Here is a 12,346-nt window from a genome sequence, read left to right as displayed (position 1 = left end):
GCCCTTAAATCATCAGCCGGAGTTGTCATGTCGTTTTCCTGTCCTCTTTGCCACCAGCCTCTTACACAAGTGAATAACAGTTTTGTCTGCCCGGAGCGGCATCAGTTTGACGTGGCGAAAGAAGGGTATGTCAACTTACTGCCGGTTCAGCATAAGCGATCGCGCGATCCGGGTGACAGCGCTGAGATGATGCAGGCGCGACGGGCATTTCTTGATGCCGGACACTATCAGCCGCTGCGTGATGCTATTGTGGATGCGCTCACACAGAGGCAGATTACAGAAGATGCGGCGATCCTGGATATTGGTTGTGGGGAAGGGTATTACACCCATGCGCTTGCTGATGCGCTGGCGGGCTGTAAAACTTTTGGTCTTGATGTCGCCAAAGTAGCAATTAAAGCCGCGGCCCGACGCTATCCGCAGGTGACCTTTTGCGTTGCCTCCAGCCATCGTCTGCCGTTTGCAGATGAGTCAATGGATGCCATCATCAGGATCTACGCGCCCTGTAAAGCGCAAGAGTTGGCCCGCGTGGTAAAACCAGGTGGATGGGTAATCACCGCCACGCCGGGTCCGCGTCATTTGATGGAGCTGAAAGGGCTGATTTATGATGAGGTGCGGTTGCATGCGCCACACGCAGAGCAACTGGACGGTTTTGTGCTGCAACAGAGTATTGCGCTGGGGTATCAGATGCAGCTTCAGGGCAGCGAGGCCGTTGCGTTATTGCAAATGACGCCGTTCGCCTGGCGGGCAAAGCCGGAAGTGTGGGAAACGCTAGCGGGTAAAACGAAGTTTGACTGCCAGACTGACTTTAGTATTCATATCTGGCAGCGCCTGAATTAACCGTGGAAGTGTGCCCAGAGGATCTGGGCGCCGATACCAATCAGTACCACCCCGCCTAAAATTTCAGCACGCTTACCCAGCATCGGGCCTATGAAACGACCGATCATCATGCCAAGCGTGGACATAATCAACGTGGCGCAGCCGATGGCCAGCGCAGTGGCAATAATGTTGACCTGCAGAAAAGCCAGGCCCACCCCGACTGCCATCGCGTCGAGACTGGTCGCAATGGCAGTGGTGACCAGCAGCCAGAAACCGTGACGGCGCTGCGGCTCTTCATCTTCATCATCGTTGTCACGAAAGCCTTCGATTATCATTCGCCCGCCTAAAAAGATCAGCAGAATGAAGGCGATCCAGTGGTTCCACTCCAGCACGAATTTGCTGGCCAGCATCCCCATGCCCCAGCCAATCAGCGGCGTAAGCGTTTCAACTGCGCCGAATATAAGGCCAGTCCGCAGTGCTTCAGAAAATTTAGGTTTATGCAGGGTGGCGCCTTTGCCAATTGATGCGGCGAAAGCATCCATCGACATGCCGAAAGCGAGAAGAACGGTAGCGGTGAGATTCATAACAGCGTCCTGACCGGGGTATCCATAAAACACATCACTGCCCCCAGTAACCATGCATACAGGCTGGAATCACTGTGAATACAGCGCCATTCAGATATGCAATGCAGTTGATGTGCCTATGGTCTCGCCTGACGGAACCTGTAAGTTCAGTCCGTACGCGCCACGTTTTTCAACGAGTATGTTGACACGTACATTTCCGGAGTCTGGAAATCGGCTACTCCCCAACGACGGGCGCAACCTTAACATATATTGAGAATATAAAACAAGAAATGGAGAAATAATATTTGACTTCTAATTGAAAACGATTTTCATTTAGATTTATTGATCAATAAAACGTTAAAACAAATAACATTATGAGCGGTGTAATATAGCCTTGGCTATGTTTGTTTTTAAGTTGATATATAAAAACATAGTTCAGGCTATATTTGTAACTTACTGATTTGAAATTAAAAGTTTATATATTCTCTCGAGATCGTCTATATTTCGTACGCGAATCAGCAATCGTCTATGTTCTAATTGCATCACTAATACACCGTCTTCAGATAAATTCATCTCTTTAATGCGGTTATATTCAATCCAGACGTTGGCGAAGAAAAAGCCTTTCTGCTTGAAGATGATTTTGGGTGTACGGATCCAGAACAGATATAACCCCATCAATACCAGAGCACATAATAACCATGTGGTAAATTGCGCGCCATGGCTGGTGACGTTGTTGTAGATAAGAATAGCTACCAAGCCAAGGAAGATAACGCTGTCGACTCTGCTGCGGGGAAGCAGGGCGACAGTCAGCAGAGTGGGGCCATTAAGGCGGGGCATGATGAACTGATCGTAAATGGCATACGCCAGCAGCGAAAAGATAAATAGAACCAGCACCAGGTCCGTGATAGTCATGAATCCTCAACCCTCTAAATAGAAAAACCGGGGGCAAGCCCCCGGCGATGTACAACAGTCTTACAGGCCGAGCAGTCCGACAGCGTAGCCCGCGATACCGATGACGAAGAAGCCAACGATGATCCACAGCGGGTTCACTTTCTTACGCAGCAGCCACATACAGGCGAATGTCAGCAGCAGAGGAACCAGACCCGGCATCAACTGGTCAAGGATAGTCTGCACGGTGGTGACGCGAGTCTGACCATCCTGGCCGGTAATAGTGGAAACCACCAGCGGGATGTTTACGTGCGTCCACTTGTTAACCAATGCCCCCATGACAAACAGGCCGAGGATTGACGCCCCCTCAGTCAGTTTCTGCAGGAAGCCGCCGCCCATATCTTTTACGATATCGACACCTTTACGGTAGCCATATGCCACACCGTAATAACGGGTTGCCAGACGTACCAGGTTAAACAGGATGAAGAACAGCAAAGGCCCAAGCAGACTGCCGCTCATCGCGATCCCTGCGCCGAGTGCGGCGAATACCGGACGAACGGTACCCCAGAAGATCGGGTCACCCACGCCTGCCAGCGGCCCCATCAGACCAACTTTGATACCGTTGATGGCACCATCGTCAATCTCTGCGCCGTTTGCACGCTGTTCTTCCATCGCCAGCGTAACGCCCAGTACTGGAGCGGCTACGTACGGATGGGTGTTAAAGAATTCCAGGTGACGCTTAATAGCCTGCTTACGTGCGTCGTTGTTTTCCGGGTACAAGCGGCGGATAGCCGGCACCATGGAGAAACAGAAACCCAGCGCCTGCATACGTTCGAAGTTCCATGAACCCTGAAACAGGTTAGAACGAATGAACACGCCACGAATGTCACTCGGAGTGAGTTTTTTCTCGGTGGTAGTTTTAGTCATATCAACCATTTCGCTCACCTGCTAGTCCAGTTCGTTATCGAGATCGTTATTGCCAGCCGCAGCAGCAGGTGCACCGGCTACACGGTTATATTTCGGGCTCAGCTGAATGTAGAGGATCGCCATTACTGCGCCAATCACACCCAGAGCAACCAGGTTGAAGTTAGTAAATGCCGCGGTGACGAAGCCAAGGTAGAAGAATGGCATCAGGTAGCCTGCGCGCATCATGTTGATGACCATCGCATAACCGACCACGACGATCATACCGCCTGCGATGTTCAGGCCACCGGTCACAACTTCCGGAATGGCGTTAAGCATGCTTTGAACTTCACTGGTACCAACAGAAATCGCCACGATTACCGCCGGAATAGCGATACGCATAGCCTGCAGGAACAGGGAGGACACGTGCAGCCAGGAGAGCGCCGTCAGGTTACCGTTTTCCGCCGCCTTATCCGCCGCGTGCTGGAATGCTACGGTGATAGTACGAACGATGATGGTCAGTACCTGGCCTGCTGCTGCCAGCGGGATAGCCAGCGCGATACCGGCACCGATACTTTGGTGACCCGCGATAACCAGAACGGTAGAGATAATTGAGGCCAGTGCGGCATCAGGCGCAACCGCAGCACCGATGTTCATCCAGCCCAGGGCGATCATTTCCAGGGTACCACCGATGATGATACCGGTTTTCATATCCCCGAGAACGGCGCCAATCAGCGTACAGGCCACCAACGGACGGTGGAACTGAAATTCATCGAGTACCGACTCCATACCCGCGATACATGCGACGATGAACACCAGCACAATCTGAAGAGTGGTAATCTCCATTGTACTTCTCCTATTGCTATACAGACTTAAGTGTGAAAACTAAGTAAATGCCAGGGAGTTATTTCGCCTTGGCAATCAAATCCATCATTTTCAGTTTCTGATCGGTAGAAACTTTACGCGCTTCGAGCTCAATACCGCGTTCATTGAGTTTCTTGAAGGCTTCGATGTCTTTTTCATCGACAGAAATTGCGTTGTTTACCTGCGTTTTACCCTGACGGAAAGCCATACCGCCAATGTTTACAGAGGTAATTTTCACACCACCTTCCACGATACGTTCTACGTCGGTAGGGTTGGTGAACAACAGCATCACACGCTCACCTGCATATTTCGGGTTGTTGTAGACGCGGATCATTTTCGCGACATCAACCACATGCGCCGTCACACCCGGAGGTGCTACCTGAGTCAGCAGCGTTTTACGCACGGTATCGGCGGCAACTTCATCACTGACGACGATAATGCGTGTTACGTTGGTTTCTTTGGTCCAGCGAGTTGCCACCTGACCATGGATTAATCGGTCATCAATACGCGCCAGGCCGATCTGCATATAATCGTTCGGACCCATCGGTTTCGCGGGGGCTGCTGCTTTAGGTGCTGCGACTGGGGCAGGAGCGGCTTTTTCCACCGGTTTCGCTTTCAGCGCTTTCACGCCTTCGCTACCGGTTTCAACGGCCAGTGCCACTAATTCATCGAAGCTCGGGTTGTCATCACGCGCCATGAAGGTTTCAACCAGCATGGGAATGTTCACACCGGCGATAACTTCGTAATGCTCTTTATCGACGACAATGCGGCTCGCAGCGTTAAACGGGCTGCCTCCCCATGTGTCAACGAGAAACAGCACGCCTTTACTGGTATCGAGTTTTGCTAACTGAGCGTTGTACTTTTCAATCAGCGTTTCGGCATTTTCGCCTGGAACGAAATCGATCCAGCCGACGTTTTCCTGCTCGCCTAACAGCATTTCTGCCGTCTTAAGTAACTGCTCTGCAGCCCAACCATGTGTGCCTATTACAATAGCAATGGTCACTTGCTACCTCCTTTATTATCGTTAACACATCAACGTGAAGATGTATTTGAATCGTCGTCCGCAATCGAATCGATTCAGATAAGGGTTACAAAGAAAAACCTATGATTTTCGTGAATTATTTTAGATATCGAAAAAAATATTTTATGTGATGAAGATCCGTAATTTAACTTCCGATGAAAAGAAATTTCGAAGGGTAAAATATCTCCGAAACAACTTATTGCAAAGGAAGGTAAATCTTTGCTAAAAACCGGTTGTCTCTGTTATGTTTAGCATCTGTTTAATTACTCAGGAGTATAGGGCAGTAGCCCACCATATGGATCGTCACCGACGTCATTTCACCTTCAGGCCGTATCAAGCCTGTCAGATTGGCACTTTTTGCCACAAATTTTCTCTGCATATCGCTTTAACGCCTGAGATCCTCAGCGCGCAGTTTGGTCATTCCTTAAGCAGGAGCTTGTCATGGAATTATTAATGGACCCGCAGATTTGGGTGGGTTTGCTCACGCTTGTCGTTCTCGAAATTGTTCTGGGTATTGATAACCTGGTCTTCATTGCGATCCTGGCTGATAAGCTGCCGCCGAAACAGCGAGATAAAGCGCGTTTAATCGGTTTGTCACTGGCACTGATTATGCGTCTGGGCTTGTTGTCCGTGATTTCGTGGATGGTGACGCTGACAAAGCCGCTGTTTACGGTAATGGATTATGCGTTCTCGGGGCGCGATCTGATTATGCTGCTGGGGGGTATCTTCCTCTTGTTCAAGGCTACGACAGAGCTGCATGAGCGGCTGGAAAACCGTGAACATGATACCGGGCAGACGAAAGGGTATGCGAGCTTTTGGGTTGTCGTCACGCAGATTGTCATCCTCGATGCCGTGTTCTCGCTGGATGCGGTGATTACGGCGGTCGGTATGGTCAACCATCTGCCAGTGATGATGGCGGCAGTAGTGATTGCCATGGCCGTGATGCTGTTGGCCTCTAAGCCGCTGACCCGATTTGTGAACCAACACCCGACGGTGGTGGTGCTGTGTTTGAGCTTCCTGTTGATGATCGGTCTGAGCCTGGTTGCCGAAGGGTTTGGCTTCCACATTCCGAAAGGCTATCTGTACGCGGCGATTGGTTTCTCGATCATCATTGAGCTGTTTAACCAGATTGCCCGTCGTAACTTTATTCGTCACCAGTCAACGCTGCCATTGCGTGCGCGTACTGCCGATGCCATCCTGCGTCTGATGGGCGGTAAACGCCAGGCCAGCGCGCAGATGGAATCCGACAACCCGGTGCCGGTTCCCGTTCCGGAAGGCGCATTTGTGGAAGAAGAACGCTATATGATCAACGGCGTTCTCTCTCTGGCGTCGCGTTCATTACGTGGCATTATGACGCCGCGGGGTGAAATTAGCTGGGTTGATGCCGACCTGAGCGTGGCGGAAATACGCGAGCAGTTGCTTTCTTCACCTCACAGCCTGTTCCCGGTATGTCGCGGCGAACTGGACGAAATCATCGGTATTGTGCGTGCTAAAGAGCTGCTGGTGGCGCTGGAAGACGGTGTAGATGTGGCGGCGATTGCCTCTGCGTCTCCGGCTATCGTTGTCCCGGAAACGCTGGATCCAATCAATCTGTTAGGCGTTCTGCGCCGTGCCCGCGGCAGCTTTGTCATCGTCACTAATGAGTTTGGCGTAGTACAGGGTCTGGTCACTCCGCTGGACGTATTAGAAGCCATCGCCGGTGAATTCCCGGACGCCGATGAAACCCCTGAAATTATTGCTGATGCAGGTGGTTGGTTGGTAAAAGGCGGTACCGATCTGCATGCGTTGCAGCAGGCGCTGGACGTAGATACGTTAGTGAATGAAGATGAAGACATCGCCACGGTGGCAGGTTTAGTCATTGCGGCTAACGGCCATATTCCACGCGTAGGTGATGTTATCGACGTTCCGCCGTTAAGCATTACGATTGTCGAAGCGAATGACTATCGTGTGGATTTGGTTCGCATTGTTAAAGAACAACCCGCTCACGACGAAGACGAGTAATCGGGTTTAGCGAAACGGCATGACGGGCATACTGTGCCGCCCGTTATGCCGGGTGGGCGGCGGCGTGCTGCCCGCCAGCCATTTTGGAAAATCGCGCAGCGGCATCGGCTTCGCATACAAAAAACCTTGCAATAAATGTACGCCGTGTCGGCGCAAATGCTGTGCCTGCGCCTGTGTCTCAACGCCTTCCGCCACCAGTTCAATATTCAGTTTTTTACCCAACGCGATAATGATGTCTGTGACGGTTGAATTCACGGCGTCTGTTCCAATCGCAGAAGTAAATGATTTATCAATCTTCAGCACATCCGGGCGGAGCTTTTCCAGCCAGGAGAGCGAGCTGTTGCCGGTGCCGAAATCATCAATTGCCAGCTTTACGCCCAGCCGATTTAACTCGCGCACGACCCGATAATCCACATCCAGTAACGCATCGCGTTCGGTGAGTTCGATAACCAACTGCTGAATAGGGTGCTGGCTGAACCAGTACTGGTTGAGATCTTTTAGCAGCGTACCGTTACGAAAATGGCTGGCGGCAACATTAATTCCAATATGAAACTGGCTGCTCATCGGGAAAACGTGCCGCTGCTGAATGGTTTCTGCGATGACATGACGGGTAAGTGGCACTATCAGGTTGTGTTCCTCAGCGATGGGAATAAATACTTCGGGAGAGATCCAACCCTGGCGCGGGTTATTCCAGCGTAAAAGGATTTCCACGCCCATGCATTGCTGGGTTTGCGCGTTGAGCAGCGGCTGGCAAAACAGCTCAAATTCCCGTGCCGCAAGGGCCAGATTGATCTCCCAGGAGAAGCTCATTCTGCTGGCAGTTGCCAGCCATGCCAGGTAGCCGACTAATAAACTCAGGATCACTGCCAGCGGAAGCTGTGTTGGCAGATGTTTAATCGCCAGTTCGCTGGCGCCAGGACCGGTGACGCTGATGGTAAAGGGAAAATGCTGCGATGAGAGCTGGTAGCGTTTTTCATTATTCAGTTCAGGGAGCGTATCGACAACACCTTGTCCGTATAGCAAATGGCGATTACCGACGGTTAAGCTGGCATTGGTGATTTGCGGCGGCTGGGGTTCAAGCAGCATCGACGATAATAAATCAATATTAACGATTTCCAGTACGCCATCTTCGCCATCGGCAGAGGATGGATACCATTGCGTCAGAATCGGACTGCCTTTAATCAGCGAGTGGTCGGTAGACAGCAGCAGCTGCGGCTCCCGGCTGGGTAATTCAGGCTCCAGTTGACGAACAGGCACATTGCGATAACCAAAAATGCTGGAGCAATAAAGGATCCCGCTTTGAATCAGGCTGATAGAGCGTACCGTTTGTAGCCTGGCAGCATGTTTGCTCAGGGGTAAACGTGCAACTGAGCAGGGGAGACCAATCAACGGCAACAGCATATCGCGTCCGGTCTGTAGGGGTAAAAGTATGTCATCCAACTCTTCAACGGCGTGGTTGGCAAAGGTGACGGTATTGTGATGATTTAAATTACGCTCCGAAATAAATCGGACAGCTAATGTGAGGATGAGCGTCAGTAGTGCACATAATGTGCAGACGATTAAGCGATTCCGGCGATAGTTTTTGATGATCCGTTGTGCTGTTTGCATGCGGGCCGCCCGATAAGCCGTTGGTCACAGAAGCCAACAGCAACAGAGCAAGTGTAGTGGGGAAAATTACAGTAGACGAAGGCGAGGGGGCAAAATCGCCCATCCGTCGCAGATGGGCGAAAATTAAGTATTAGTCACACTGAACTTTGATTGCCAGGCCACCGCGTGACGTTTCGCGGTATTTGGCATTCATGTCTTTACCTGTTTCGTACATGGTCTCAATGACTTTATCCAGCGAGACGCGCGGAGCGCTGGTACGGCGCATTGCCATACGCGCAGCGTTGATGGCCTTCACAGAAGCAATGGCATTACGTTCAATGCACGGAACCTGTACCTGGCCGGCAACCGGATCGCAGGTTAAGCCGAGGTTATGTTCCATACCGATTTCGGCAGCAACACACACTTGCTCAGGGCTCGCGCCTAACAGTTCAGCCAGACCTGCGGCAGCCATGGAGCAGGCTACGCCCACTTCACCCTGACAACCGACTTCTGCACCGGAGATAGACGCGTTCATTTTGTACAACGCGCCAATCGCGCCGGCAGCCAGGAAATAACGGGTGTAGATATCCGGGCTGACGGACTCGATGAAATGATCGTAATAGGCCAGTACCGCAGGCACGATTCCGCAGGCACCGTTGGTTGGCGCAGTCACTACGCGACCACCCGCGGCGTTTTCTTCGTTAACAGCCAGCGCAAACATGTTCACCCAGTCGATTACGTTCATCGGATCGTTGGAGAGCTTGTCGCTGGAGACCAACATACGACGCAGGGCAGAGGCACGACGCGGAACGCGTAGCGGACCTGGTAGAACGCCTTCGGTGTTCATACCGCGATCGATACAGGCCTGCATGGTCTGCCAGACGTTGCCAAAGTACTCTTCGATCTCTTTTTTACTGTGCAGAGCAAGTTCGTTCTGCATCGCCATACCAGAGAGAGACAGGCCGGTGGTGTTGCAGTATTCCAGCATTTCAGTGGCGGATTTGAACGGATAAGGCACGCTGACCTCGCCCGTGGCATCCTGACCAAAATGTTCTTCATCAACGATGAATCCACCGCCGATGGAGTAGTAAGTTTTGCTGTAAATGACGGTTTCGCCATTGTAAGCATGGATCTGCATCCCGTTTTCATGCAGCGGCAGGTTGCCATTGTGAAAACGCATCCCGTCATTCTGCGGGAAATCCACTTCGTGCTGCCCCTGCGCAAGCAGCAGGCGTCCACGCGTTTCTACGTCGCGGATAAATCCGGGGATGCTGTCAATATCCACGGTAGCAGGTTCATTGCCTGCCAGACCCATAATAATGGCGATATCGGTGTGGTGACCTTTACCCGTGAGCGACAATGAACCATACACGTCGACGGCGACACGAGTAACGCTGTCCAGTAATCCTTTTTCGACCAGGTCATCGACGAACTGTTTACCCGCCTTCATAGGCCCTACGGTATGGGAAGATGAGGGACCAATCCCCACCTTAAACATGTCGAATAGACTAATCACGATAATACTCCTACAGGGCGACTGGGGTTTCCAGTAACGATGTTATAACTGCGCATAGTGTAAGAGGGAACGCGGCGATCGGCTTAACTATTCACATGAATTAAACTAATAGATAACCGCGGTTTTACTAATGTTGTGACCTGAGTTTCAAGTTGTCTATGGAGCGCGTAAAGATAAGTATAGTCAGGGCTTGACGCCAATTTGCAGCGCCAGCTCACGAATTATTCCGGCGGTCATTCCCCAGACGAAATATTGCTCATACCAGGAAAGCCATACACGATGTGAATCGCCGCGGCGGTAGATATCCAACGGGTGATAACGACCTAAATGCAGGGCCTGCGCCAGCGGCATTTCGAACACGGCGGAAACTTCGTCTTCACTTGCGCGATACGGCAAATTTGGCGGGATAATCCCTACCACCGGTGTGACCTGGAAGCCGGTCACGCTGTCGACCGGTGGCAGAACGCCAATCACCTCAACGCAAGAAGGGGGGATCGCCACTTCTTCCTGCGCTTCGCGAAGGGCGGCGGCAATCAACGAGGCGTCGCTGCTATCCACCGCGCCGCCGGGAAAGGCGACCTGTCCGGCGTGCTTGCGCAGATGAACGGATCGCTGGGTTAACAGCAACCCAGGCTGCGCACGACGTACGACAGGGATCAGTACGGCGGCCTGGCGCTGGTTTAACGCGGCATGGTTGACCTGCGGGCGCAGGAGTTGGAAGCGCGATAAAAAATCATCAAGCGTCAGGCTGCTGTATTCCACGTCTCAGTTCTCCAGTTGGTGCAAAATACGATTCACTTTATCAAACGTTTCCTGATACTCCGCGTCTTCCTGACTGTCCGCCACAATGCCACCGCCAGCGGAACAATAAATTTGTCCGTCTGTGGCCGTCAGCGTGCGAATGGTGATGCTGGTATCCATATTGCCGCAAAAGCTCAGATAACCAATGCTGCCGCACCAGGCGTTGCGTCTTTGCGGCTCCAGTTCGTCAATAATTTCCATCGCCCGCACTTTCGGCGCACCGGTAATAGAGCCGCCAGGGAAGGCGGCGCGCAGCAGGTCGGTGGCGTGTAATGACTCTGGCAGACGCGCGGTAATGGTGCTGACCAAATGATGAACAGCAGGGAACGGTTCGACCACAAACAGCTCCGGAACCTGTACCGAACCCGGTTCAGCAACGCGGCCAATATCATTACGCATCAAATCGACGATCATCAGGTTCTCCGCACGATCTTTCGGCGAGTTCGCCAGCCTCCGGGCCTGCTCTCGATCGGCATCGGTATCTTCAAGCCTCGGTAGCGTGCCTTTAATCGGACGCGTCTGGATGTGCTGGTTTTCCAGCAGAATAAATCGTTCCGGCGAAAGGCTGAGGATTGCGCCTTCCTCAAGACGAATAAACGCGCTAAACGGGGCGCGGTTGGCGCGATTGAGTCTGACAAATGCCTGCCACTCATCGCCCTGATAATGCGCCTGAAAACGTTGAGCAAGGTTGACCTGATAGCAGTCGCCGCTGTGCAGATAGCGCTGTACCTGGCGGAATTTTACGCCGTACTGGGCACGGCTCATATTGGACTGCCACGCCGAGGTTAATGTAAATGGCTCACCTATTGATGATTGTTGCGCGTTGAGCCATTGCAGCCGCGCTTCAACATCGGTATGGCTGAGCAGGGATACGGTCTGCAACTGATGATCGACAATCAGCGCCCAGTCGTAAATGCCTATCGCCATATCCGCAAGTGCAATATCGCGCCCGGCAATAGCGGGCAGAGATTCAAAGCGTCGGCCAAGATCGTAGCCAAACAGGCCTAACGCGCCGCCCTGAAACGGCAGGTCCGGGTGATAATCAGGGGTGATCTTGCGTGCGCTAAGAACTGACTGCAATACCGTCATCGGATCATCAAGCGTGCGTACGGTGGCGTGTCCGTCATCCACAACGGTCTCTTCAGCCTGCGTAACCAACGTGGCGATTGGGTCAGCCACCAGAATATCAAAGCGGCTATGCGGATGGTCGGCGTGACCAGAATGCAACAGCATCGCCCAGGGCAGATGGCTTAAGGTCGAAAAATAGCGTTCAGCGGCGTCCTGACGCCAGGGTAATGTGATTACTGCGGGAGATAACGTCTTCATCAGTCCTGACTCGTTGCTACGCTACTGGCTAACTGCGCGGTAGCATGAAATAATTAGCGC

The 12,346-nt window shown here is 52.2% G+C and carries 12 protein-coding genes; 3 read left to right on the top strand and 9 right to left on the bottom strand.

Translation table 11 applies throughout. The features are described 5' to 3' along the window. Window positions 1-27 precede the first annotated feature (27 nt). Window positions 28-837 carry a 23S rRNA (guanine(745)-N(1))-methyltransferase gene (gene rlmA, locus WHR59_RS14150; protein ID WP_338843181.1) on the top strand — a complete coding sequence of 270 codons (810 nt, stop codon included), beginning with the start codon at window positions 28-30 and terminating at the stop codon, window positions 835-837. Here rlmA and mntP read toward each other — a convergent pair. The 5 genes from mntP to manX form a co-directional block, all read right to left on the bottom strand. Then, the gene (gene mntP, locus WHR59_RS14145; protein WP_043016042.1) at window positions 834-1,400 is read right to left on the bottom strand and encodes a manganese efflux pump MntP; all 567 of its coding nucleotides are present in this window, start codon (window positions 1,398-1,400) and stop codon (window positions 834-836) included. The genes rlmA and mntP overlap by 4 nt on opposite strands. A gap of 432 nt (window positions 1,401-1,832) precedes the next feature. Next, window positions 1,833-2,291 carry a DUF986 family protein gene (locus tag WHR59_RS14140; protein WP_338843180.1) on the bottom strand — a complete coding sequence of 153 codons (459 nt, stop codon included), beginning with the start codon at window positions 2,289-2,291 and terminating at the stop codon, window positions 1,833-1,835. Window positions 2,292-2,351: 60 nt separating this feature from the next. Beyond that, on the bottom strand, window positions 2,352-3,203 hold the full coding sequence (locus WHR59_RS14135) for a PTS mannose transporter subunit IID (protein ID WP_003833769.1): 852 nt from the start codon (window positions 3,201-3,203) through the stop codon (window positions 2,352-2,354). Window positions 3,204-3,215: 12 nt separating this feature from the next. Beyond that, window positions 3,216-4,016 carry a PTS mannose/fructose/sorbose transporter subunit IIC gene (locus WHR59_RS14130; protein ID WP_003021004.1) on the bottom strand — a complete coding sequence of 267 codons (801 nt, stop codon included), beginning with the start codon at window positions 4,014-4,016 and terminating at the stop codon, window positions 3,216-3,218. Window positions 4,017-4,074: 58 nt separating this feature from the next. Continuing rightward, entirely contained in the window at window positions 4,075-5,037 is a 963-nt protein-coding gene (gene manX / locus WHR59_RS14125; RefSeq protein ID WP_005122176.1) for a PTS mannose transporter subunit IIAB, read from the bottom strand. A gap of 262 nt (window positions 5,038-5,299) precedes the next feature. On the opposite strand from manX, the gene WHR59_RS24500 reads away from it, so the two are divergent. Together WHR59_RS24500 and yoaE are read left to right on the top strand one after the other, a co-directional pair. Beyond that, window positions 5,300-5,509, top strand: a complete 210-nt coding sequence (locus WHR59_RS24500) for a protein YoaL (protein WP_008785027.1) — start codon at window positions 5,300-5,302, stop codon at window positions 5,507-5,509. Then, a complete protein-coding gene (gene yoaE / locus WHR59_RS14120) occupies window positions 5,497-7,056 on the top strand; it encodes a CNNM family cation transport protein YoaE (protein ID WP_043016044.1) in 1,560 nt (519 codons plus the stop codon). The genes WHR59_RS24500 and yoaE overlap by 13 nt, the downstream gene beginning before the upstream one ends. A gap of 6 nt (window positions 7,057-7,062) precedes the next feature. Here yoaE and WHR59_RS14115 read toward each other — a convergent pair whose 3' ends face one another. The 4 genes from WHR59_RS14115 to pabB form a co-directional block, all read right to left on the bottom strand. After that, window positions 7,063-8,664: an EAL domain-containing protein gene (locus WHR59_RS14115; protein WP_043016045.1), complete on the bottom strand. Its 1,602-nt coding sequence runs from the start codon at window positions 8,662-8,664 to the stop codon at window positions 7,063-7,065. A 130-nt stretch (window positions 8,665-8,794) separates the two neighbouring features. Continuing rightward, window positions 8,795-10,159, bottom strand: coding sequence for an L-serine ammonia-lyase (gene sdaA, locus WHR59_RS14110; protein ID WP_338843178.1), 1,365 nt, complete (start codon window positions 10,157-10,159; stop codon window positions 8,795-8,797). Between the two features lie 183 nt (window positions 10,160-10,342). Further along, window positions 10,343-10,921 carry a CoA pyrophosphatase gene (locus WHR59_RS14105; protein ID WP_005122183.1) on the bottom strand — a complete coding sequence of 193 codons (579 nt, stop codon included), beginning with the start codon at window positions 10,919-10,921 and terminating at the stop codon, window positions 10,343-10,345. 3 nt (window positions 10,922-10,924) lie between these two features. After that, window positions 10,925-12,286 carry an aminodeoxychorismate synthase component 1 gene (pabB, locus tag WHR59_RS14100; protein ID WP_100194264.1) on the bottom strand — a complete coding sequence of 454 codons (1,362 nt, stop codon included), beginning with the start codon at window positions 12,284-12,286 and terminating at the stop codon, window positions 10,925-10,927. Between the last annotated feature and the right edge of the window lie 60 nt (window positions 12,287-12,346).

The organism is Citrobacter europaeus (assembly GCF_037482245.1).
Classification (GTDB): domain Bacteria; phylum Pseudomonadota; class Gammaproteobacteria; order Enterobacterales; family Enterobacteriaceae; genus Citrobacter; species Citrobacter europaeus.
The sequence above is the reverse complement of the archived record's forward strand: the minus strand, read 5'-3'. Positions and strand labels throughout refer to the sequence as shown.

Coding starts and splice junctions, on each gene's coding strand:
- WHR59_RS14115 (WP_043016045.1), bottom strand. CDS start 8,664: ATGCAAACAGCACAACGGATCATCAAAAACTATCGCCGGAATCGCTTA.
- pabB (WP_100194264.1), bottom strand. CDS start 12,286: ATGAAGACGTTATCTCCCGCAGTAATCACATTACCCTGGCGTCAGGAC.
- WHR59_RS24500 (WP_008785027.1), top strand. CDS start 5,300: ATGTTTAGCATCTGTTTAATTACTCAGGAGTATAGGGCAGTAGCCCAC.
- WHR59_RS14130 (WP_003021004.1), bottom strand. CDS start 4,016: ATGGAGATTACCACTCTTCAGATTGTGCTGGTGTTCATCGTCGCATGT.
- mntP (WP_043016042.1), bottom strand. CDS start 1,400: ATGAATCTCACCGCTACCGTTCTTCTCGCTTTCGGCATGTCGATGGAT.
- WHR59_RS14135 (WP_003833769.1), bottom strand. CDS start 3,203: ATGGTTGATATGACTAAAACTACCACCGAGAAAAAACTCACTCCGAGT.
- yoaE (WP_043016044.1), top strand. CDS start 5,497: ATGGAATTATTAATGGACCCGCAGATTTGGGTGGGTTTGCTCACGCTT.
- rlmA (WP_338843181.1), top strand. CDS start 28: ATGTCGTTTTCCTGTCCTCTTTGCCACCAGCCTCTTACACAAGTGAAT.
- WHR59_RS14140 (WP_338843180.1), bottom strand. CDS start 2,291: ATGACTATCACGGACCTGGTGCTGGTTCTATTTATCTTTTCGCTGCTG.